Here is a 22,865-nt window from a genome sequence, read left to right on the forward strand (position 1 = left end):
TAACCATGAAGCAAAAAGTAACTGCTGTATTTGACATAGGTAAAACCAATAAAAAATTCTTTCTATTTGACAATGACTTTAAAGAAGTTCATCGAGAGTATTCTCGTTTTGAACCTATTGAAGATGAAGATGGACACCCAACGGAAGATCTCGCAGCGTTACAAAGATGGTTGAAAGATCTATTCCATCGTATTTTAGAAAATGAAGAATATACTGTTAAAGCCATCAACTTTTCAACTTATGGTGCCAGCTTTGTACATCTAGATGAAAATGGTGAGGTACTCACACCACTTTATAACTATACAAAAGAAATAGACGAACAAGTTGAAGAAGAATTTTTTCAAAAATACGGTCCCGAATTAGCCTTTGCTACTACAACAGGTTCTCCACGCTCAGGATTGCTTAATTCTGGTATGCAACTTTACTGGTTAAAACATAAAAAACCAGAGGTATTTAAAAAAATAAAATATTCACTGCATTTACCTCAATATCTCAGTTATATTTTTACTGGAATTCCCTTAAGTGAATATACCAGTATAGGTTGTCATACATCTTTGTGGAATTATCAGACTAAAGATTATCATAACTGGGTTTATGAAGAAAATATTCATAAAATATTACCACCTATAGTTTCTACAGAAACCAGTATCAACATGAATTACAATGGTACACGCATAAAAATAGGTGTAGGAATTCATGATAGCTCCTCTGCCCTACTACCATATATTAGAAGTGTAAAAAAACCGTTCATTCTAGTATCCACAGGTACATGGTCTATTTCATTAAATCCATTTTCTAAAACACTACTCAATGAGGATGAGACAAAAAACAATTGTATCAACTACATGAGAATTAATGGAAAGGCCGTTAAATCATCTCGCTTATTCTTAGGTAACGAATACAATTTACAGGTAAAAGAACTTTCAGAATGTTTTAATGTTGAAAAGGACTATCATAAAACGGTACAATTTGACCATCAACTTTATGCTGAAATTTCTAAAGAGTTCAAACATAGTTTTGCCTGGAAGTCCTTTTCCCATAAAGACATGCCTGAAACAACATTTTATCATTATGATAAATTTGAACAAGCATATCATCATATGATGATTGAATTAGTCTCTATACAAGTAGAAAACATTAAGAGAATCTCTCAAGATCAAGAAATAGACCGACTATATGTGGATGGTGGATTCTCAGACAACGATCTATATATCAAACTATTATCACACTATCTTAGAGACATGAAATTGCGCACTACTAAAGCTTCTTTAGGATCAGCACTAGGTGCTGCGGTTGCTATTTCTGATAGAAAATTGAATTCTAAGTTTTTGAAAAAGAACTACTCTCTTAAAAAACACGTACCCTTCATTATTAAATAGCACTCATGGCTTTAAATATAAATACTAAGTATCCGTCCATTGCAGATTTAAGGAACAAAGCAAGAAAGAAGATTCCTAAGTTTGCTTTTGAATACCTAGATGGTGGTTGTAATGAAGATGTTAATTTACATAGGAATACCTCAGAATTAAGAGAAGTACAATTAAAGCCTAACTATTTAAGAAATCACGGCGGTTCATCTACAAAAACTAAGTTATTTGGTATTGAATACGATGCACCATTTGGGATATCACCTATAGGATTACAAGGATTAATGTGGCCTAATTCACCTGAAATTCTAGCTAAAGCCGCCTTTGATCACAACATTCCCTTTATCCTCAGTACCGTTACCACTACCAGCATAGAAAGAGCTGCAGAACTTACTGAAGGAAAAGCATGGTTCCAACTCTATCATCCTACAGAAGATCGATTAAGAGATGATATTATAAAAAGAGCCGAAGCTGCAGAATGTCCCGTTCTAGTTATTCTTTGTGATGTACCTAGCTTCGGATTTAGACCTAGAGACATTAGAAACGGACTTGCTATGCCGCCTAAAATGAACTTGAGTAACATTTTACAAGCTTTTGGCAGGCCACAATGGAGTATAGAGACACTTAAACATGGTATCCCTAGTTTTGCAAACTTATTACCTTACATGCCTAAAAACTTAGATCTTAAGCAATTAGGCAAATTTATGGATCAGACTTTTTCTGGTCGATTAAATGAGGAAAAGATCAAACCTATCCGTGATATGTGGAAAGGTAAGATTGTATTAAAAGGTGTTGCCTCTCATGAAGATGCAGAACAAGCCATTAAATTAGGTCTAGATGGTATTATAGTATCTAACCATGGAGGACGACAACTAGATGCTGGAGAATCTTCTATTAAGCCACTTACTTCTATTGCTGCAAAATATAGTGATCAAATAGAAGTCATGATGGATAGCGGTATACGATCTGGACCTGATGTAGCAAGAGCCCTAGCTTCAGGTGCAAAGTTCACATTTATGGGACGTTCTTTTATGTATGGAGTTGCTGCTTTAGGAAATAAAGGCGGTGATCATACCATATCCTTATTAAAAACAGAATTACAACAGGTGATGGAACAAATATGCTGCGAGCGCGTAGAGGATTTTCCTAATCACCTGATTAAATAAACTAATACTAATCTACAATGAGTCAAGTAAACATAGAATCAGATCAAATAGAAGAAATGGCCGGCGGCGAGTTTGAAAGAGAACCTGTCCCACAATCCAAATTAAAAGGATGGAAAAGTTTTCTAGGAATGTATGCCGGTGAACATGCCGCAGGGACTGAGTTTATGATAGGACCGCTATTTCTTACGGCTGGTGTGAGCGCCTTTGATCTAATTGTAGGTTTGCTATTTGGAAATTTATTAGCCGTTTTAAGCTGGCGATTTTTAACTGCAGAAATCGCAGTTAAAAACAGATTGACACTCTACTTTCAGTTAGAAAAGATATGTGGTAAAAAATTAGTAACCGCTTATAACCTTGCAAATGGTATTTTATTCTGCTTTCTCGCAGGATCCATGATTACAGTATCTGCAACTGCAGTAGGTATTCCATTTGATATGGAAATGCCTAAACTTTCTGACACCATGCCTAATGGTATTACATGGATCATCATTGTAATTGCCATAGGCGCTGTGATTTCTTTAATCGCATCAAAGGGTTATGATACGGTTTCTAAAGCCGCAAACTGGATGTCTCCTGTTATTGTTCTAGCCTTTGTTGCATGTGGAGTAGTTGCATTAACACAATTAGAAGTTACCAGCTTTTCAGATTTCTGGAATATTTGGGGAGAAGGATCTGAGCCATTTCCTGGTCAGATTAAATTTACGTTTTGGCATGTCGTGATCTGGTCATGGTTTGCAAATGGTGCTATGCATGTAGGAATGTCTGATTTATCTGTATTCCGTTTTGCAAAGAAAGCGAGTTCAGGATGGACCACTGCAGCAGGAATGTATGTAGGACACTACATGGCATGGATTGCAGCAGCACTTCTTTATGCGGTCTATTTGAAAACTCCAGAAGCCTTAAGCTTCTTAAATAATGGAGAAGCACCACCAGTTGCACCAGGTCCATTAGCACATAATGCCATAGGTGTTTTTGGGATAATAGCGGTTGTTCTGGCAGGATGGACTACTGCAAACCCTACTATCTATAGAGCAGGACTAGCGTTTCAAGCCATAATACCAAAAGCTTCTACATTCTGGGTGACTATTATCGCAGGGACCATTGCTACCATCGCTGGTTTATTTCCAGCATTTGCTATGAAATTATTAGGTTTTGTAGCACTTTATGGCTTTATTCTAGCACCAGTAGGTGCTGTAATTGTATTTGAGCATTTCTTTGCAGAGAAGTTAGGCATCACAAAAAACTATGCAGAAATTGCTGGTATTAAAGTGAATAATGCAGTACTATTTGCATGGGCAATCAGCTTTGGTTTATTTTATTTCATCTCAGTACAATTTGATGTATTCCTTTCGTTTGTAACGCTTCCAGCGTGGTTGTTAAGTGGTGTCTTATTCTTAGCCTTTAGTAAGATGATACAAAAAAAAGGTTCATAAAATAAGCGTATTGAACTGATTAACTCTATAGAATTAGATTAAAAAACCTCTAAAAATATATCCTATTTGTAGAGGTTTTTTGTTTTTCAATCACTCGTTATCTCAGCACTACTGCATTTACATTTTTTTGATGTATTTGATCAGGTGCTATTTAGTTATTTAAGAGTTGTTAGGAGTTCGCTTTCGCGAAAGCGTCATTCAAAGCGATCACACTTATACAAAATCTAATTTACTGAACTCTTTATTCAGTACCGTTGCATCATCAATGTCCATCCATCGATCTAGAATGGTAGCATATACGGTACGGAAATCAATTTCAAATTTCAAATCTCCATTATCATCTAGTTGAGACAGGTTTGCCGCTGGATTATAAAAACCAGCATTTTTTAAATTTTTACCTATAATGTAAACTTGATTTGCCGTACCATGATCAGTTCCATTAGAAGCATTTTGTGCCACACGACGACCAAATTCTGAAAATGTCATCACCAGCGTGTCTTTAAAGGTATCGTTTTTTTCTAAATCTTTTATAAAGCTAGACATCGCATCGCTGTAGGTTTTGAGCAATTTCCCCTGACTGTTTTGCTGATTCACGTGTGTGTCAAAACCACCCATAGAAACGTAATACACCTGTGTTTCTACTCCTGAATTAATAAATTGTGCTGTGGTTTTCAATTGTTTTGCAAATGGATTGCTAGGATACTCTTGTTTACTCTCATAAATGCGTGTTTTCTCATGCAAATATCTAGCGCTACTTTTTGCAGCTAGCATGGTTTTATAGAGATATCCTAAATTGTGTTCACTTAGGTGAGAATCTGTTTGTTGATGTAGTACTTCATCAAAAAATGGTTGTTCCATATTACGACGAAACAGTGCCGCATTTTGTGTGGCAATACCGTTACGATTTTCACCTTTTAAAATCATCGATAAGCTCTCATCCACTTCTATTCCTAAATGCGAATGCGTACCTACTTTTTCTATATATCTACCCAGCCAGCCACTTTCTAGATACTGTGTCGCATCACTAGCGGTATGCCATATATCTGTAGAACGGAAATGCGATCGATTAGGATTAGGATAACCTACATTATTAATGATACTCAAATAGCCTTTATCATAAAGTTCTTTTAACGGTGCGAGATGTTCATTAAAACCTAAATCATCTGTAGCTTTAAGAATCTTATTTTTAGGAATAGCGATTTGTGGTCTAATGCTATAATAAATATCATTGCGATAAGGAACAATCGTATTCAATCCATCGTTACCGCCAGAAAGTTGTATCACTACTAGTTTTTTAAAACCAGAAATATGAGCTGGCGTATTTTCAAACGCGCGCATAAAACTAGGAATCATAATGGCACTGCTGGCTAGCGCACTGCGCTTTAAAAAGTCTCTACGTTGCATAATTAACACATTTGATATTCTGGTAAACTCATTAATTGAACACAGCGAATGCGTTTATCTGTCGCCGGTAAGTCATCTATAAACCTAGCGGTATCCACATCTAGAGTTGTGGCTAGAAGGATGTCTTTTAATTCTTGTACTGTTTGATTTCTATAGTTCTTTTCAAAAAGTTCCCAGTCTACGGTAACTTTAAGATGGGTTTTACGTTTTTTCTTTACCTTATAAAAATCTTCAAAACTATCTTCAAAGGCTGCTTGCTCTTGGAATTCTATTTGCATATTATTAAGCATCGCACTCGCCAGATTCATACGTAAAACCAGCGTATTTGCATCTATCCAGCTGCGATCGCCCTTCCAGCCTGCAACATTAGGTGGATAAAATAATACTTGTCCCATCATTTTCTGTAAATAGAACAACTGCTTTTCTTTATTAAATGCAGTAGGTACCACTTTTTGAATACCTGCTAGTAATTCTACAGGTGATTTAATTTTAACGCCTTTATGTTGCGCTTCATAAAACCAATCTGAACTAAAAATATAGCGCATCAATTTCTCGATATCATAATTTGCATAAAAAAGATCTGTAATCTCTTGAAGCCGTACCTCATCCACTTGTGGATTCACAAAGTACCTATAGATCTTCTTACAAATAAATCTAGCACAAGCTTTTTGCTCTAGAATTATATCAATGATATCATCGCCATTCCAATTGCCTGTTTTACCTAAAAAGGTTTTTACTCCACCATCATGTTGTCGATCGCGTATTATAAATTGAGCTTGCCTATTTGAAGACCAACCGGTAAATGCTCGTGCGCCTTCTTGAACATCTGTTTCTGTATAATTACCTATTCCTAGTGTAAACAGCTCCATTAGTTCGCGCACAAAATTTTCATTAGGGCTGTTTTTTACATTCTTATTGCTATTTAGATAATTGAGCATGGCTGGCTGTCGCGACATGGCTTTTAAAAAGTCTCTTAAATTACCCAAAGCATGCTCGCGCAACATGTTGTGATACCATAGCGTATTCCACACCATATTATCCCGACATACAAAAACATTTGTCCAGAAAAGTGTCATTTTTTCACGTAATCCAGCCTCTGGTAAAGACAATTGCTGTAACCACATATGATTAAGGTCGCGTGTCATCTGTCTCCCTTTTTGCCTCAAACTCCTAAAGGTATCAGTGGTCATTTTTTTTCTAGCACCTTTTTCTCTCAAGACCTCAAATGGTGATAAATCTATAGATAAAGACTGTAGAGATTGCGCTTTAGCAAAAGCGAGATCAACCACTTTCTCGCGAGACAGTTGTTGATACTCCTCAAGTTGAGCTGGACTGACACCAAAACCCAGTCGCCAGTACAAATGTTTTAAATCGCTTATTTCCACAGTTTTAAAAGTAACACAATTAAGACTTATTAATATTCTTTAAGTTTAAAACATCACACTCAAAAAATATAATCTCTGTAAACCAATTAACTAAAAAGGCATCACCAGTTGTAGAAATGGAATTAATACTGATCAGGACAATAAGAGAAATGCTAGAATAAATGGCACTTGTTTAAATTACTAATATTATAGAATCTAGAGCGCTTCATTTTTTATAATTATTCTATTAATAACTATCTTGCTAGGATGTATTTGAAAAAAAACATTGCTTTACAAAATGATATTTAAAACCATAAATATAAGTGCCGTAATTATATGCACTATGTTACTAAATTCTTGTAATTCAAAAACGAGCCACAAGGATAATACACCAGAAAACACTAGTCCCACAGAAAATATAGGGCTTCTCTTAACTCCACCAGAAGGTATTACAACACCAGAAGGAATGATATGGGTTCCAGGAAAAGCGTTTGTCCAAGGCGCAAAAACTAATGACCCTATGGCAATGCCTCGTGAAAAACCTGGTCACAAAGTTCTGGTAGATGGATTTTTTATGGATGCAACAGAAGTGACCAATGCGCAATTTAAAAAATTTGTAGAGGCCACTAATTATGTAACCGTAGCTGAAAGACCTATAGATTGGGAAGAAATGAAAAAAGATTTACCAGCAGGCACACCTAAACCACCAGATTCTGTCTTACAGCCGGGCTCACTAGTATTTAATAAGAACGTAAAGGCTGTAGTAAACATGAACAACTATAGTCAATGGTGGACATGGAAAATAGGTGCTAACTGGAGACAACCTTATGGTCCAGGTAGTTCTATAAAAGGAAAAGAGGATTATCCAGTGGTACATATTGCTTATCAAGATGCTGTTGCCTACTGCAAATGGGCAAATCGCAAACTTCCTACTGAGGCACAATGGGAAAGTGCTGCACAGGGAAATAAAACAGATAACATCTTCACATGGGGAAATGACGCCTCACAACTTAGCGCTCAATCTAATACTTGGGAAGGAACTTTCCCTACTCAAAACACAGGTGTAGATGGTTTTACATATATAGCACCGGTAAAGTCATTTCCTCCTAATGATTTGGGGTTTTATGAAATGGCTGGTAACGTGTGGGAATGGACAGCAGACTTGTATAATCATAATCATTATAAACAGCTCGATACGACTAAACCTATCATAAACCCTACAGGTGCGTCTACATATTTTAATCCTCAAAGTCCATATCAAATTGAGATGATTATGAAAGGTGGCTCTTTTTTATGTCATGCAAGCTATTGTGCGAGTTATCGTATCAGCGCTAGAATGAGTACTAGTAAAGATTCTGGAAGTGATCATCTAGGTTTTAGGACTATTGCAACGGTTGATCTGCTAAAGTAATTAGCTCAATATCTTCAACTAAAAAGTTCGAACTACTTTTTTCCGACTACACAATTAGCCTCTTTATCAATTGATTAAGAAGCTTTTGTATTTTTAGTTGACAATAATATTCAATTGTTGATACTAAATTTTAAATTAACTTATAATGTAATAATAATTCCCAATCTCACCATCCAGTTCCTTGCCATTAAATTTATACGGTACGTTGTAACTGTTTTGATGCTCTTCTACTAAAGTCTCACCAAAAGATAAGTATCCAAGAAGCATTATGCACATAAGAACTATAGGTCCCTTCTACAACTGGACTATCTATATTAAAAGGTTGTCCTAGTTCACTATAAGTACTATTTAATGCTGTTTGCTATTCATTAACGGTAGTATTTGCGGTAGATATTATTTAAATATTACGCCATTTTAAACCTAAAAAGCATGATAAAAGTCAGTTGTAAAAATCAATGTTGTAACTCAGAAACCGGTAACTTTATAAAAACTTATTCTCATGAAAAATATCATTATACCAGTAGATTTCTCAATACATTCAGAGTATGCATTGAAGACCGGTGCTATCCTTGCCAAAAAACATGACGCTACCTTACATGTATTACACATGTTAGAGTTGTCTGATTCTTTGATATCACAATCAGCAAATGAAAATAAAAATGAGATGATGTTTTTGCTGGCGTTAACACAAAAGAAATTCGAGCCTTTTCTAGACAAAGGTTTTCTAGAAGGAGTTAAAGTTGAGGCGTTAATTAAACACCATAAGGTTTATAAAGAAGTTGATGCACTAGCGGAAAAAGTAAACGCAGACCTCATTATTATGGGCTCACATGGATTAATGGCACATGAAGGAATTTTTGCCGGTTCTAACGCAGAAAAAATGGTAAGAAATAGCAAAACACCAGTATTAACTATTAAATCTGACCCTAAAAACTTTGACCTTAAAAACGTAATTCTAGCCACTGATTTGAGTACTAAAAGTGTTGCTGCTTATAAAAAAGCAAAGAGTATTTTTTCTTCTATGGGTAGCTCCATACAGTTGGTATTTGTGAACAGACCACATCATAATTTTATTAGTACACAAGAGTTTAAAGAATTAACTCGAGAATTTAAGAAGGCTGGCGGTACTAGTGAAGTCGAATTTATTGCCGGTTACACCGTTGAAGATGGTCTCTTTGAATATGCACAAGATGCACAAGCAGATTGCGTCGCGGTAAGCACAAATGCTAGAAAAGGAATATCACATTTCTTTAAAGGTAGTATATCAGAAGATGTCGCAAATCATTCAAAATTACCTGTCATGAGTTTTAAAATCTAGATTACTCATATTTTATCAATACAATGGCTATTAGTTTTAAATTTAATAGCCATTTTAAATATCGCTAAACATTAAAAAAGGTGTTAGCAATCTAGCCAGTTTATCACATCTACTATCATATCTATTTGATTCTAGATATTTATTAATATCTGCTAGATCACCTGCAGATTTAACAATACTGAATTTACTATTATACTCTTTAAAGATGAGATGCTCCGTTCTTTTATTAAAAACCTCGTAAATATTGTTATGCCTATCATCCTCTCTTATTCTAGCGTATAATGGATCTATAACCTCTTTATGACCTTCTAGAATCTGTAAATATTTACCTGCGATGTGTAGAAATATACCATATATATTGTTCTCATTATTAAAGGTACTACTCTTTTCAAAAAGTGAGGTCATTGCCGCATCATCTAATGTGACCGTCTCATCACTAAAGTAACAAATGGTATGATTACTATTTTCCATACGACAATTATTAGTAAGTCTAAATTAGGCAGCAATAAAAATAATAAATATTTAATTTTTTAGACAAAAATTAAATATTTAATAATTCTACTCCATAGTAATTTTTTAAAGAATTAATCAAACCTTAGGCTATTCCCATTTTTGAAATTCTATCTTGTGACTTCAAAATTAAACTATGTATTCACTAGCAATAATAGGTTTGGGACCTAGAGGTCTTAATGCTCTCGAGTGTTTATTTATTACACTTTCGCGAAAGCGTAATACCACTATCCCAGTGATAGCACTTATTGAGTCTCAAGAAGAAATAGGAACAGGTAGTGCCTGGAACACACAACAACCAAATGCTAATGCCATTAACATCTCTGATAGGGATCTAGTAGGGCTTACTAAACGTGAAACGATCGATAGAGATGAATTGCATATAGCTGCTTTTCCATCATTTATTGATTGGGTACGTGATTATAAAAATCACCAAATAGATGAAAAAATAGATACTTATTTTAACCGGAATGTGATGGGCCACTATCTACATCAACGCGCAAAGTCAATAGTTGAACCTTTAATCAAACTAGGCATAGTAAATCTGATTAACGCTAGAGCTACTGGCTTAATTCTTAATAACCAAATTGCCGAAATAAGTTTTGAAGACAATAAGCATCCTGATATTATAGCCCAGCACGGCTTATTAACCACTGGGCATTTACCTGAAAAATGGTCTGTACAAGATCAAGAATTCAATCAACATGCTACAGACAATGAAGGGATCTTTTATATCCACAACCCATACACGCAACAAGCCTATACATTATATAAACAGCTGCACAGCGTTGCCATTAAAGGTATGGGATTAAGTATGATTGATGTGGTACATCTATGCATAGAACAAATTGAAGGTGAATTTAAAATGGAAGGTTCAGGTCCTTTTCTGAAATTTCAGTATGACACAAAGGTGAATTTAAAACTATATCCATTCTCTCTGGACGGTCTTCCTGTAATGCCTAAACCACTAGGCAAAACGGTAGATCAACAATTTAATGTATCAAAACCAGATAGAGATCGATTAAAAGAAAAGCTACACCAATTAATTGATCATTCACAATTCACAAAAATTGAAGATATTTTAAAACCCATTGTAGACGTGATTGAAACTGTATATAACCGCTTCAATGACGATGTAGAAAGTGATGATATTAGTTCTCTAATTACAAATTGGTTAATGGATAAAAAAACCAATAGTTCTTTATGGCTGGATACTAATTTAAAAACTGCTGATTATTTAAAAGAAGCTTGTTTAATGGCATATGGTGCTAGACCGTTCACACTAGATTATACTATAGGACAAGTATGGAGACACTTGCAACCAGAACTCTATCCTATCTTTACGCATAGTAATCTGTCTCCAGAAATACAAAGTCAATTTATTAAAGTAGATGAGTTTACAAAACGCTATTCTTATGGTCCACCTGTAAAACGTGTTTTACAATTAATTGCATTATCAGATTGTGGAATATTAGACTTTAGTATAGCAAATAACCCTACAATTATAGAAAACAACAATGGATGGGCTTTAAAAAAACAATCCACTGAAAAAAAGGCCCATGCTATGGTCAACGGTGTACTAGCGAGTCCTAATTTAAAGAACATCAATGATTCTTTAATTAACGGTATGTTCAATACAAATTATTTAGAGCCATTTCATGATGAATTAGGTGTTAAAACTAATGAGCACGGACGAGTACTTACTGAAACAGAATCGACTTTAAACTTATCTATTTTAGGTAGAAATGCAAAAGGATCTGTTTATGGTGTTGATGCGATACTAGAATGTTTTAGCCCTAAAATTATGGCATGGGCTGATCAATATGTGAAGGATTATTTAATGCAATAGTCACCACTGTGAGATAAATGAAAAAAGCCAGTAATGTGATTACTGGCTTTTTCTTTATTAATCAATTATAAAAAATATTAATCCACAATATCTTCTAATTTTTGAATGGTATTAAGGGTATTCTCAATTCCATTAAGTTGATTTCTTACAACATCTTTGTATTCATGTAAATAGTCTTGATTTTCTAAAACATCTTTATACTCATTAACAGCAGCCTTGTCACCACGTATACACTCTTCTAAAATAGCTTCTTCATTTTTACCTGTAAATGCAGTTTTAAAGTCCATCCATGTACGATGTGCTGCCGCAGTAGTGCTACCTTTTTCTACCGGTGTAGCGTTTAACATTCTTAACGATGCATCTAATTCATTAGCATATTGACTTCTTTGAGCAGCTTGGTTTTTAAAATATGTTTTAAGCCTGCTATTATCCACATCAGTTAGTGCGTTTTTATAACCTTTCTCTGCATCATAATTTTTTTCAAGCAATGCATTTAGAGCATTTACGGTAGCATCATGTGACTTTCTATTAGCTTCTTCTCTTGTAGTTTCCATAGTGTTTATTATTTAGTTAGTGATTCATTTAATTGGCGTTTCATCTCCTTGACCTCTTTATTGCGCTTATGTTCCATATAGTAATTATAAGCTTGAAAAGCGAGTTGCGCCACGGTCAATACTTTAAAGAACTTTTTCATAGTTTTTATTTTAAAGATATTGAGGAATCTTCATGAAATAAACGATTTTAGCACTATTTAACGATAAAAACACAACATATTCACAAAAAAGCATTCATTACAATAAATTTTATTAATTAAATTAACACAACTTAATTGACTTTGGAAATTTATTTCTGATTTTACCCAATCCTAAATTATGAATACTACCTATATGTGTATGATGCTTTGATGTATCTGGAACATAAGAACTATTCTCCACCTGCTCGCCTATTGTTTTATATGCTTCTCTAAAAGAAGCTCCATCTACCACAAGGTTATTGATGTTATCTACAGTAAATAGATATTGATATTTCTCATCATTAAGGTCGATTTCCTTCACTATAATTTTCTTTATTGAATAATTAAAGATTTCTAGGATGTCGTTTAATTCTATAAAAGAAGCGATCACATTCTCTTTGAGCAATTGAAAATCTCTGTGATAACCACTAGGTAAATTATTTGTTATCAATAACATTTCAGTTTGTAAGGCTTGTATTTTATTGCACTTACCACGTATCAATTCAAAGACATCTGGATTCTTTTTATGTGGCATGATGCTACTACCTGTGGTTAACTCATCAGGGAAACTTATAAACCCAAAATTTTGACTCATGTACAAACATATGTCCATAGCAAATCTGGAAAGTGTATTAGCCACATTTGATAAAGCAGCAGCAATGCTTCGCTCATTTTTACCTCTAGTGAGTTGTGCAGCTACTACATTATACTTTAACGCTGCAAAACCCATTTCTTGAGTAGTAAATTCTCTATCTATAGGAAAAGAGCTCCCATAACCTGCAGCACTTCCCAACGGATTTTGATCTACTATACGCATCGTAGCGTCTAGAATATACACGTCATCTACCAGCAACTCTGCATAAGAAGAGAACCACAAACCAAAGGATGACGGCATCGCCACTTGTAAATGGGTGTAACCTGGTAACAATTTATTTTGATATGTCTCGGCTAAATCTAACAATGTATCAAACAATGTTTTTACACTTGCTTTAGTTTGCCCCAGTGCCTCTTTGTAATACAATTGTAATGCTACAAGGACTTGATCATTTCTAGATCTTGCGGTGTGAATCTTTTTCCCTACTTCACCTAATTGTACAGTAAGTTCGTGTTCTATTTTAGAATGCACATCTTCAAATTGATCATCAATAATAAAAGTACCTTCTTCTATTTGTAGAGCAATGGCGTCCAATCCAGATTCTAATTGTTTCAATTCTTCACTAGAAATGATATTAATTTTTGCTAGCATTCTAGCATGTGCACGAGAAGCTATTACATCATAAGGAGCAATATGTAGATCGATCTCACGATCGTTACCTACTGTAAATTGTTCCATTTTTTATCTATTGCAATTCCTTTATCCCAAAGTTTCATAATTCTATCTTTAAAAAATACTCGTTAATAAATTGATGTATATATCGATGCCTTCTTCAATTTCTTCTAGATATATAAACTCATCAGCGCTGTGAGATCTTGTGCTATCGCCAGGACCTAATTTTAAAGAAGGGCAACTTAAACACGCCTGATCTGATAAGGTAGGTGATCCATAAGTGGTTCTTCCCATCGCTATTCCTGCTTGCACCAGTTCATGTTCTATAGAAATAGAAGAAGAATTTAATCGCAAACCTCTGGCAATAATCTCATCACAAGGCGATTGTTCTATCAGTATTTCTACGATCTCATGATTGCTGTATTTATCATTGACTCTTACATCAATGACCAGTTCTACCTCTGACGGCACAGCATTATGTTGCACACCAGCTCTAATTTGCGTTACCGTCATTTTTACATCACCTAATACCTCAGATGATTTGTCAAACTTAAAATCTTGGAACCATTTTAAAACCTTGATAGAATTATATATAGCATTATTATCATTAGGATGAGCAGCATGTCCTGGCGTCCCTTTTACTTTGGCATCAAAAACGACCAATCCTTTTTCTGAAACTGCTAGATTCATTAAAGTAGGCTCGCCTACAATAGCAACATCTATATGTGGTATAATATCTAACATACTATTTAATCCATTTGGGCCGCTACTTTCCTCTTCGGCACTAGCGACTATGACCAGATTATATTTTAAATCTTTTTGATTGTAAAAATGAGTAAACGTAGCGATTAAAGAAACCAGACAACCACCGGCATCATTACTGCCTAGACCGTATAATTTACCATCTTCAACTATTGCTTTAAATGGATCTTTAGTATAGGCTTTATTGGGTTGCACGGTATCGTGATGTGAGTTTAATAATAACGTAGGTTTCCCTTTTTCAAAATATTTATTAGTCGCCCATATATTATTATAATCTCTTTTAAATGGAATTTCATGATCATTAAACCACGATTCTATTAATAGAGCAGTTCCTTCTTCTTCACTAGAAAATGATTTTGTTTCAATCATTTTTTTCAATAACTCTAGAGCCTCTTTTTTTAAATCTTGATGTTTCATTAGTTCGATATTGTAGTGAATAAACTGTTTGAGTTTTGAAGCATATCTGGTAATCCTACACATACTTTTTTCACGCCATTTTGAATAGCATGAAAACAATTTTGCAGTTTAGGCAGCATTCCGTCAGCAATAATTCCTTGCGATTTCAAATCTTGATAATTTTCTAGATTGATATTCTTAATCACCGAATTCTCATCTGTAACATTCTGTAAAACTCCTTTTTTCTCAAAACAGTAATACAATTCTGTTTCATAGTTTTTGGCTAGTGCAATAGCGAGTTCAGCAGCAAGAGTATCTGCATTTGTATTTAATAATAGACCATGTCCGTCATGCGTTATGGCGCAAAATACTGGAGTACGCTTTCGCGAAAGCAATACCTCAACAATCTCTGTATCTACTTTTACAACATCTCCTACATAACCGAAATCTACCTCTTCTACATCTCGTTTTTTAGACAAAATGGTATTACCGTCAGCTCCTGTGAATCCTATGGCATTGCACTGCTTAGCTTGCAACTTTGCCACGATAGTTTTATTCACTTTACCAGCATAAACCATAGTGGCAATGTCTAGTGTTTCTGAATCGGTGATGCGACGACCATCGATCATTTTTACCTCAAGATTCATTTTATGAGCTAATTCTGTAGCTACTTTTCCACCTCCATGAATAAGGACTTTCAGACCTTTTATCGCAGTAAATGTGGTTAAGAAATCATCTAGTGCTTGCTGGTCATTGATAATGTGTCCACCTATTTTTATAACTTTAAGCTGTTCCATTATTCTATGTTTTCTAAAATATTTTTTAAAACTACTTGAGCTGCATAGGTCCTATTATTAGCCTGCTCGATGACAATGGAATTCTCACTATCTAGCACAGCATCTTCTACAACGACATTTCTTCTTACAGGAAGACAGTGCATAAATTTTGCTTTACCTAATTTTTCCTGAGTCATCATCCAGCTCGCGTCTTGACTTAAAATCTTACCATAATCAGTATAACTGCTCCAGTTTTTCACATAGACAAAGTCAGCTTCTTTCAAAGCTTTTTCCTGATCATAAATCACCGGTGTTTCTTTTACAACCGCATCAGATAATTCATATCCCTGCGGATGTGTAATCGTAAGGTCTACGTTTGCCATTTGCATCACTTCTATAAATGAATTTGCCACCGCTTGCGGCAATGCTTTAGGATGCGGCGCCCAAGAAATAACCACTTTAGGATTTTTCTTGGTTTTCAATTCTTCAATCGTAATAACATCTGTAAGGGCTTGTAGAGGATGAGCTGTTGCACTTTCCATATTTACCACAGGTACTGATGCATATTTTATAAAACTATTCAGGACTACTTCTTGAGCGTCCTTTTCTTTATCCACTAAAGAAGGAAAAGCTCTTACCGCAATCACATCTGCATATTGAGAGATGACCTGAGCTGCTTCTTTTACATGTTCAGAAGTGTCTGCATTCATCACCGTTCCATCGTCAAATTCTAGTTTCCAAGAATCATTCACATTTAATATTTGCACTTCTAACCCTAGGTTCTTTGCTGCTTTTTCTGTGCTTAATCGCGTTCTTAAACTCGCATTAAAAAACAACATCACCAAAGTTTTGTTCTTACCTAGATGTTGAAAATTATATGGTGTTTGTTTTATTGCAATTGCCTCATCTACTAATTGAGCAAGGTCTTTTATATCTTTAAGTTCAGTATATTTCTTCATAATTCGGCTTTTAAAGCGTCAAAGAATAAATCGATATGAGATTCTTTAATCGTTAATGGCGGCAAGATTCTTATCACGTTAGGATTTTTTGCACTACCAGTAAAAATGTGATGATTAAACAGAATGTTCTTTCTTAATGTCGCAATAGGAAAATCAAATTCTAGTCCTAACATTAAGCCACGTCCTTTCACATTTTTAACCTGTGGTAATTCTTGAGCTCTTTTCAAAAAGTGAGCAGATACTGCTTTTGCATTATCCATTAATTGCTCCTTTTCTATAACATTGAGAACGGTAGAAACTGCAGTACACGCCAGATGATTACCGCCAAAAGTTGTTCCTAATAATCCATAAGAAGCCTTAATTTGTGGATGGATCAAAATACCACCTACAGGAAACCCATTTCCCATACCTTTTGCCATTGAAATAATATCTGGTTCTAGTCCATGTTTTTGAAATGCAAAAAAGTTACCGGTTCTACCAAAACCAGATTGCACCTCATCTGCAATAAAAGAAGTATTGTACTGACGACATAAAGCTTGTAAACCTTGATAAAACACAGTAGTATCTTCATCTAGACCACCTACCCCTTGAATACATTCTACAATTACCGCGCAAACATTATTCTTATCTAGTGCTTTTTCTACAGCTTCCAGATCTCCTAATTCAATAATTTCTACTTCTTGTTGTGCATTTAATGGTGCGATAATTTTTGCATTATCTGTAGCCGCCACCGCTGCAGATGTACGACCATGAAAACCATTTTTAAAAGCGATTACCTTATGCTTTCTATTATGAAAAGAAGCTAGTTTTAATGCGTTTTCATTTGCCTCTGCACCAGAATTACACATGAATAGTTGGTAATCTTTACAACCAGAAAAATCAACTAGTCGCTGAGCAAGTGCTTCTTGTAATGGGTTTTGAACCGCATTACTATAAAAGCCTATTTTAGAAACTTGCTCGCTTATATTATTTACATATTCTGGATGAGAATGACCTATAGAAATAACAGCATGACCACCGTACAAATCTAGATACTCGACATCATCATGATCATAAACATAAACATCTTGTGCACGCACTGGCGTCACATCAAAAAGTGGATAAACATCAAATAAACTCATATCTGTTTTTCTTTAATCGTATTAATTTTTTGAAAAGAAGCTATCATTCCTTGAATAAGCGAACTACTCAATCCTTTATGCTCCATCTCGTTTAAGCCTTCTATGGTGCAACCTTTGGGCGTGGTAACTTTATCGATCTCTTGTTCTGGGTGATTGCCTGTGGTTATCAATAAACTTGAAGCACCTTCGGCAGTATGCATTGCTAATAATTGTGCCTCGCTAGCGTCAAAACCTAACTGAATCGCGGCTTGTGTACTCGCTCTTATTAACCGCATCCAGAAAGCTATTCCACTAGCACATACCACGGTTGCAGCTTGCATTTGTGTTTCTGGAATAACTAGGGTTGTTCCCAAACGATTAAAAATAGCCTGAGCTACTTTTATTCTACGAGTCCCTTTTTCATTATGACACAAACAGGTCATCGATTTACCAACCGCGATCGCTGTATTGGGCATTGCTCTAATCACATGCTGATCTGAACCTATAATTGCCTCTATTTTATCGATAGTAAAACCAGTGATAGTCGATATCAACACATGGTTCTCATTAAATAAATCTTTAGTTGTTTCTAGAATATCCGTAAAATGTGCTGGTTGTACCGCAAAAATGATAATGTCAGATTTCTTGATTGCTTCTTCATTATCTGCAGTCAAAAACACGCCAGAATAATCTTGAAAAAACTCTAAATCTTCTAGATTCCTTTTAGTTAAATACAATGTCGTTATTGCATTATTATGAATCAATCCCTTTGCGATGGAGCGGCCTAAATTACCAGTTCCTATAATGGCTATTTTCATGATTTTGAGTTTAAAAAAAGTTGGCTTTAAGTTGTAAACCTTGATCCTCTGGAAAATCATACATCAAGTTCATATTTTGTACTGCCTGTCCAGACGCTCCTTTCAATAAGTTATCGATGACACTCGTAATTAATAAAATGTCATTATGCTTATGTAGATGAATAAGACACTTATTAGTATTAACTACTTGCTTTAAATGCACTTCTTTATCGGACACAAATACAAATGGCGAGTCTTTATAGTAGTCCTTATAAAGGTCTTTTATTTTTTCTAGTGATAGGTCTATTTTAGTATAAGCTGTCGCAAAAATTCCCCTGCTGAAATCACCACGATTAGGCACAAATAACACATTAGAATTAAAATCTTGTTGTGACTGTTTTAAAGTCTGATTTATTTCTCCTAGATGCTGATGCGTAAAAGCTTTATAGTGTGAGAAATTATTATCTCTCCAAGTGAAATGTGTTGTAGGTGACAGACTTGTGCCTGCACCAGTTGCACCAGTAACCGCATTTACATGCACATCTTCTTTTATCAATTGTTGTGCTGCTAGTGGTAAAATGGCAAGTTGTATCGCTGTTGCAAAACATCCTGGATTTGCCACATGAGTAGCTTTTTTAATCTCTTCTTTTTGATACTCGCACAGTCCATATGTGAACTCGCTTTCGCGAAAGCGTGCATATTCTATCAACCTAAAATCATTACTTAAATCGATAATTTTTGTATTCTTTGAAAATTGATGCTTCTCTAAAAAAGATTTTGAATTGCCATGGCCTAGACATAAAAACAAAACATCCACATTGTTATTTAACTGGTTTGTAAACACCAAATCTGTAGTACCCAAAAGATCTTGATGCACATCGCTTACGGCATTACCAGCGTTTGAGGTTGAGTATATAAAATCTATGACTACCTCATCATGGTGAATTAAAAGTCTTATTAATTCTCCTGCTGTGTAACCTGCACCACCTATTATTCCTGCTTTAATCATGATTCTTGATGTATCTGGTTATAAATCTTATTGCTGTTTCCTATGATCTTGATAAAACCTTTGGCCTCACTTGCTGTCCATGCTTTATTCTCCTCTCCATAAGTACCGAATTTTGCATTCATTAAATCGTTTACCGATTCTATACCATCCAGAGTAAAGTGATAAGGTTGTAAAGTGACATAAACATCTCCAGTAACTTTGGCCTGGCTACTTTCTAAGAAAGCCTCCATGTCACGCATTACAGGATCGAGGTACTGACCTTCATGCAGGTGCATTCCATAAAAACTAGACAGATAATCTTTGTGCTGTAACTGCCACTTAGTAAGTGTGTGTTTTTCTAATAAATGGTGTGCTTTTATAGTAATCAACGCTGCTGCGGCTTCAAAACCTACTCTACCTTTCATACCTACTATGGTATCGCCTACATGGATATCTCTACCTATAGCATATGAAGATGCAAGATCATTGAGTTGTTGTATAGCCAGTTCTGAAGATTGCTCTTTCCCATTTACAGCAATTAACTCTCCTTTTTTAAAGGCCAATTTTACTTGTTCTTTTCCTTCTTTTTGAATTTGTGATGGATAAGCTTCTTCTGGCAAAGCCTTGAGCGAAGTCAGTGTTTCTGCTCCACCGACACTAGTTCCCCACAGTCCTTTATTGACAGAATATTGAGACTTTTCCCAAGACATAGCTATTCCATTTTCTATGAGATAATCTATCTCTTGTTTACGAGATAGTTTACCATCTCTTATAGGTGTAATAATTTCTATATGTGGTGCTAGAGTTTGAAAAATCATATCAAAACGTACTTGATCATTTCCGGCGCCAGTACTTCCATGAGCGATAAATTGTGCGTCTATGGTTTTTGCATATTCAATTATCTCAATGGCTTGTACAATACGCTCTGCACTTACCGATAGTGGATACGTATTGTTCTTCAACACGTTTCCATAAATCAAATACTTAACGACTTTATCATAAAAAGTACTGACAGCGTCTATTGCTTTAAAAGTGCTCACGCCCATTTTATAAGCGTTAGATTCTATAGTTTTAAGGTCTTCTTGAGTAAAACCACCTGTGTTCACACACACAGCATGCACTTCATAACCTAGATCTTGTGAAAGATATACGGCACAATATGAGGTGTCCAGTCCGCCACTATAGGCTATTACTAATTTTTATTACTGTTCATTTTGATCTTTTTTGAGAATAAGCGTTTGCTTAATTTGTTTTAATCTGTTGAAAACAGACTTTTTAATAGGTTTCTTTTCTTCGGTTGTTTTCTTAGAAGGATCATAGATCATACCTGTACACAAGCACATTTTTTGTTCTGTACGTTGTAGGATATCATAGTTCTTGCAGGTCTGGCAACCGTTCCAGAATTGCTGGTCGTCTGTTAATTCAGAAAAAGTTACAGGCTTATAACCTAAATCACTATTCATTTTCATAACAGCAAGTCCAGTGGTGATGCTGAATATCTTTGCATCAGGAAATTTTTCTTTAGAGAGTAAAAAGATGCGTTCTTTAATTTGTTTGGCCAGTCCTAGATTTCTATAATCTGGATGCACAATAAGGCCTGAGTTTGCGACAAACTTGCCGTGTCCCCATTTCTCTATGTAACAAAAACCTGCAAATTTTCCGTTATCCAGTGCGATAACCGCGTTGCCATTTTCCATTTTGGTAGTGACATATTCTGGTGTACGTTTTGCTATTCCTGTGCCGCGCACTTTGGCAGCATCGGCTATAGTATCACAAATGATTTGCGCATATTTTGAATGCGATTTATGAGCAATAACAATTTCCATTGAGATTGATTTTATAAATTTAATAGTGTAAAGTGTAGTTATGAAAAGAAGAACCGGACGCACCTAAATTCCCAAAAAGAAAAAACCCTTACGGGCGTCGGCGTCGTAAAGTAGGACGCACAGAAAAACCGTTCCTAAAAGGAGCAGTTAAAAAAGTAGTAAATAATAATGGAAGTGAATTCAAAGTAAAAAAAAATAAAAATGTATATCTAAATGCTAAGTAAGATTAAGCACAGCGGCGTCGTTGCGTAAAGCGCACGGGCAAGGATATATTTTTATTTTTGGATAAATTCATGTGGTAAAAGTAATTATTTATTTAGAACAGACATCATAATTAAATACAAACTTGTCAAATTTAAAGAATCGATAAATTTGATATTGATTTTTTACACAAAACACAATTAACTGATACTCTAATGATAATCTACAAAGCATTCATAAAACCTATCCATCAGTCATTGGGCTTTTTACATCTCAAAACGCAGACTTATTTGAAATAATGTCACTCAATTTGAGCAAAAAACTATCTTCGCGGCATGTGGATGTATTTAGGCTTGCTTGCCGCTTTATTTTTAGGATTACACAATTTATGTAAGAAGCATGCCGTACGTGGCAATGAGGTGTTTCCTGTTTTATTAGGAACATTAATCGCTGGCTTTTTATTAATCTTACCTTTTTACATCGGCTCTATCTATGCGCCTGAAGCAACTAAAGAAATAGGTTTCTATGTGGAGACTATACCATGGTCCACACATGGTTACATTGTTATAAAATCTATGATAATGGCAGCATCATGGATACTGGCCTATCAAGCCCTTAAACATTTACCGCTCACTATCGTTACACCTATACGATCTGCAGGTCCATTTTTCACCTTTATAGGCGCCATATTTATTTATAAAGAAGCTCCTAATAACTATCAATGGATAGGCTTTTTCTTAATCATATTATCGGTCTTATTATACTCTAGAATAGGTAAAAAAGAAGGCATCCATTTTAAAAGTAATAAATGGATTTTTGCGATTATAGGCGCTACATTTTTAGGGGCTTCTAGTGGACTATATGATAAGTTCTTAATACAGAGTTTAATGCTTAATCCACAAACGTTACAATTTTGGTTTTGCTTTTACACTATTATAATCTTACTGATTATCTTATCCATCACATGGTTTCCTTATGCCCAAAAACGCAAAGATTTTAAATTTAGGTGGTCTATTCCTGCAGTTGGTATATTATTACAAACTGCAGACTATTTTTATTTCAAAGCACTACAGGATCCTGACGCCATGATCATGTTACTGTCTGCTATTAAACGTAGCCAAATTATTATAGCCGTAGTGATAGGCGGATTAATTTTTAAGGAACAAAACAAACGTCAAAAACTCATACCACTTGCAGGTATCATGATAGGTGTGTTTTTGATATTATATTCTTAAGAA

Annotated in this window: 20 protein-coding genes and 1 pseudogene; 7 read left to right on the plus strand and 14 right to left on the minus strand. The window is 35.0% G+C overall.

The genetic code is table 11. From position 1 onward, the window contains the following. Positions 1-5: 5 nt before the first annotated feature. From BST92_RS01870 to BST92_RS01880, 3 genes are read left to right on the plus strand one after another with little or no spacing between them, the layout of a single operon-like run. On the plus strand, positions 6-1,379 hold the full coding sequence (locus BST92_RS01870; RefSeq protein WP_105069926.1) for an FGGY-family carbohydrate kinase: 1,374 nt from the start codon (positions 6-8) through the stop codon (positions 1,377-1,379). Positions 1,380-1,384: 5 nt separating this feature from the next. Continuing rightward, positions 1,385-2,533 carry an alpha-hydroxy acid oxidase gene (locus tag BST92_RS01875; RefSeq protein ID WP_105069927.1) on the plus strand — a complete coding sequence of 383 codons (1,149 nt, stop codon included), beginning with the start codon at positions 1,385-1,387 and terminating at the stop codon, positions 2,531-2,533. A gap of 17 nt (positions 2,534-2,550) precedes the next feature. Then, complete coding sequence (locus BST92_RS01880; protein WP_105069928.1) at positions 2,551-3,966, plus strand: purine-cytosine permease family protein; 1,416 nt, start codon at positions 2,551-2,553, stop codon at positions 3,964-3,966. Between the two features lie 213 nt (positions 3,967-4,179). On the opposite strand, the gene BST92_RS01885 is transcribed toward BST92_RS01880, so the two are convergent. Next, entirely contained in the window at positions 4,180-5,370 is a 1,191-nt protein-coding gene (locus BST92_RS01885) for a DUF1501 domain-containing protein (RefSeq protein WP_105069929.1), read from the minus strand. A 2-nt stretch (positions 5,371-5,372) separates the two neighbouring features. Beyond that, positions 5,373-6,755, minus strand: coding sequence for a DUF1800 domain-containing protein (locus tag BST92_RS01890; RefSeq protein WP_170061693.1), 1,383 nt, complete (start codon positions 6,753-6,755; stop codon positions 5,373-5,375). Between the two features lie 322 nt (positions 6,756-7,077). Here BST92_RS01890 and BST92_RS01895 point away from each other — a divergent pair, with 322 nt between their 5' ends. Continuing rightward, positions 7,078-8,145, plus strand: coding sequence for a formylglycine-generating enzyme family protein (locus BST92_RS01895; protein WP_245910840.1), 1,068 nt, complete (start codon positions 7,078-7,080; stop codon positions 8,143-8,145). Positions 8,146-8,644: 499 nt separating this feature from the next. Beyond that, entirely contained in the window at positions 8,645-9,463 is an 819-nt protein-coding gene (locus BST92_RS01900) for a universal stress protein (protein ID WP_105069932.1), read from the plus strand. A 54-nt stretch (positions 9,464-9,517) separates the two neighbouring features. Here BST92_RS01900 and BST92_RS01905 read toward each other — a convergent pair whose 3' ends face one another. Then, positions 9,518-9,934, minus strand: coding sequence for a BLUF domain-containing protein (locus BST92_RS01905; RefSeq protein ID WP_105069933.1), 417 nt, complete (start codon positions 9,932-9,934; stop codon positions 9,518-9,520). Positions 9,935-10,109: 175 nt separating this feature from the next. Between BST92_RS01905 and BST92_RS01910 the strand changes: the two genes are divergently transcribed. Further along, positions 10,110-11,822 carry an FAD/NAD(P)-binding protein gene (locus BST92_RS01910; protein ID WP_105069934.1) on the plus strand — a complete coding sequence of 571 codons (1,713 nt, stop codon included), beginning with the start codon at positions 10,110-10,112 and terminating at the stop codon, positions 11,820-11,822. Between the two features lie 77 nt (positions 11,823-11,899). Here the strand turns inward: BST92_RS01910 and BST92_RS01915 are convergent, their stop codons facing one another. The 11 genes and pseudogenes from BST92_RS01915 to BST92_RS01960 all read right to left on the minus strand — a co-directional run bounded on the left by BST92_RS01915 (position 11,900) and on the right by BST92_RS01960 (position 21,426). Further along, a complete protein-coding gene (locus BST92_RS01915; protein ID WP_105069935.1) occupies positions 11,900-12,376 on the minus strand; it encodes a ferritin-like domain-containing protein in 477 nt (158 codons plus the stop codon). A gap of 8 nt (positions 12,377-12,384) precedes the next feature. Continuing rightward, positions 12,385-12,516, minus strand: a complete 132-nt coding sequence (locus tag BST92_RS15335; RefSeq protein WP_262496600.1) for a hypothetical protein — start codon at positions 12,514-12,516, stop codon at positions 12,385-12,387. Positions 12,517-12,637: 121 nt separating this feature from the next. After that, a pseudogene (argH, locus tag BST92_RS01920) lies at positions 12,638-13,926 on the minus strand (argininosuccinate lyase). 10 nt (positions 13,927-13,936) lie between these two features. Further along, on the minus strand, positions 13,937-15,001 hold the full coding sequence (locus BST92_RS01925) for a M20 family metallo-hydrolase (RefSeq protein ID WP_105069936.1): 1,065 nt from the start codon (positions 14,999-15,001) through the stop codon (positions 13,937-13,939). Next, on the minus strand, positions 15,001-15,777 hold the full coding sequence (gene argB / locus BST92_RS01930) for an acetylglutamate kinase (protein WP_105069937.1): 777 nt from the start codon (positions 15,775-15,777) through the stop codon (positions 15,001-15,003). The genes BST92_RS01925 and argB overlap by 1 nt, the downstream gene beginning before the upstream one ends. Next, on the minus strand, positions 15,777-16,715 hold the full coding sequence (locus BST92_RS01935; RefSeq protein ID WP_105069938.1) for an N-acetylornithine carbamoyltransferase: 939 nt from the start codon (positions 16,713-16,715) through the stop codon (positions 15,777-15,779). Before BST92_RS01935 ends, argB begins: the two co-directional genes overlap by 1 nt. After that, entirely contained in the window at positions 16,712-17,836 is a 1,125-nt protein-coding gene (locus BST92_RS01940) for an aspartate aminotransferase family protein (protein ID WP_105069939.1), read from the minus strand. Before BST92_RS01940 ends, BST92_RS01935 begins: the two co-directional genes overlap by 4 nt. Then, on the minus strand, positions 17,833-18,633 hold the full coding sequence (proC, locus tag BST92_RS01945) for a pyrroline-5-carboxylate reductase (RefSeq protein ID WP_105069940.1): 801 nt from the start codon (positions 18,631-18,633) through the stop codon (positions 17,833-17,835). The genes BST92_RS01940 and proC overlap by 4 nt, the downstream gene beginning before the upstream one ends. 10 nt (positions 18,634-18,643) lie before the next feature. Beyond that, positions 18,644-19,621, minus strand: a complete 978-nt coding sequence (argC, locus tag BST92_RS01950) for an N-acetyl-gamma-glutamyl-phosphate reductase (RefSeq protein ID WP_105069941.1) — start codon at positions 19,619-19,621, stop codon at positions 18,644-18,646. Continuing rightward, on the minus strand, positions 19,618-20,790 hold the full coding sequence (locus BST92_RS01955; RefSeq protein WP_105069942.1) for an argininosuccinate synthase: 1,173 nt from the start codon (positions 20,788-20,790) through the stop codon (positions 19,618-19,620). Before BST92_RS01955 ends, argC begins: the two co-directional genes overlap by 4 nt. A 12-nt stretch (positions 20,791-20,802) precedes the next feature. Then, positions 20,803-21,426, minus strand: a complete 624-nt coding sequence (locus BST92_RS01960) for a GNAT family N-acetyltransferase (RefSeq protein ID WP_036580426.1) — start codon at positions 21,424-21,426, stop codon at positions 20,803-20,805. Between the two features lie 536 nt (positions 21,427-21,962). Between BST92_RS01960 and BST92_RS01965 the strand changes: the two genes are divergently transcribed. Then, entirely contained in the window at positions 21,963-22,862 is a 900-nt protein-coding gene (locus tag BST92_RS01965) for a DMT family transporter (protein ID WP_105069943.1), read from the plus strand. Positions 22,863-22,865 lie beyond the last annotated feature (3 nt).

Source organism: Nonlabens arenilitoris, from assembly GCF_002954765.1.
GTDB lineage: Bacteria > Bacteroidota > Bacteroidia > Flavobacteriales > Flavobacteriaceae > Nonlabens > Nonlabens arenilitoris.

Bases quoted from the DNA above. Each gene is read 5' to 3' on its own strand.
- BST92_RS01870 (WP_105069926.1), top strand. From the start codon at position 6: ATGAAGCAAAAAGTAACTGCTGTATTTGACATAGGTAAAACCAATAAA.
- BST92_RS01875 (WP_105069927.1), top strand. From the start codon at position 1,385: ATGGCTTTAAATATAAATACTAAGTATCCGTCCATTGCAGATTTAAGG.
- BST92_RS01880 (WP_105069928.1), top strand. From the start codon at position 2,551: ATGAGTCAAGTAAACATAGAATCAGATCAAATAGAAGAAATGGCCGGC.
- BST92_RS01885 (WP_105069929.1), bottom strand. From the start codon at position 5,370: ATGCAACGTAGAGACTTTTTAAAGCGCAGTGCGCTAGCCAGCAGTGCC.
- BST92_RS01895 (WP_245910840.1), top strand. From the start codon at position 7,078: ATGTTACTAAATTCTTGTAATTCAAAAACGAGCCACAAGGATAATACA.
- BST92_RS01900 (WP_105069932.1), top strand. From the start codon at position 8,645: ATGAAAAATATCATTATACCAGTAGATTTCTCAATACATTCAGAGTAT.
- BST92_RS01905 (WP_105069933.1), bottom strand. From the start codon at position 9,934: ATGGAAAATAGTAATCATACCATTTGTTACTTTAGTGATGAGACGGTC.
- BST92_RS01910 (WP_105069934.1), top strand. From the start codon at position 10,110: ATGTATTCACTAGCAATAATAGGTTTGGGACCTAGAGGTCTTAATGCT.
- BST92_RS01915 (WP_105069935.1), bottom strand. From the start codon at position 12,376: ATGGAAACTACAAGAGAAGAAGCTAATAGAAAGTCACATGATGCTACC.
- BST92_RS15335 (WP_262496600.1), bottom strand. From the start codon at position 12,516: ATGAAAAAGTTCTTTAAAGTATTGACCGTGGCGCAACTCGCTTTTCAA.
- BST92_RS01925 (WP_105069936.1), bottom strand. From the start codon at position 15,001: ATGAAACATCAAGATTTAAAAAAAGAGGCTCTAGAGTTATTGAAAAAA.
- argB (WP_105069937.1), bottom strand. From the start codon at position 15,777: ATGGAACAGCTTAAAGTTATAAAAATAGGTGGACACATTATCAATGAC.
- BST92_RS01935 (WP_105069938.1), bottom strand. From the start codon at position 16,715: ATGAAGAAATATACTGAACTTAAAGATATAAAAGACCTTGCTCAATTA.
- BST92_RS01940 (WP_105069939.1), bottom strand. From the start codon at position 17,836: ATGAGTTTATTTGATGTTTATCCACTTTTTGATGTGACGCCAGTGCGT.
- proC (WP_105069940.1), bottom strand. From the start codon at position 18,633: ATGAAAATAGCCATTATAGGAACTGGTAATTTAGGCCGCTCCATCGCA.
- argC (WP_105069941.1), bottom strand. From the start codon at position 19,621: ATGATTAAAGCAGGAATAATAGGTGGTGCAGGTTACACAGCAGGAGAA.
- BST92_RS01960 (WP_036580426.1), bottom strand. From the start codon at position 21,426: ATGGAAATTGTTATTGCTCATAAATCGCATTCAAAATATGCGCAAATC.
- BST92_RS01965 (WP_105069943.1), top strand. From the start codon at position 21,963: ATGTGGATGTATTTAGGCTTGCTTGCCGCTTTATTTTTAGGATTACAC.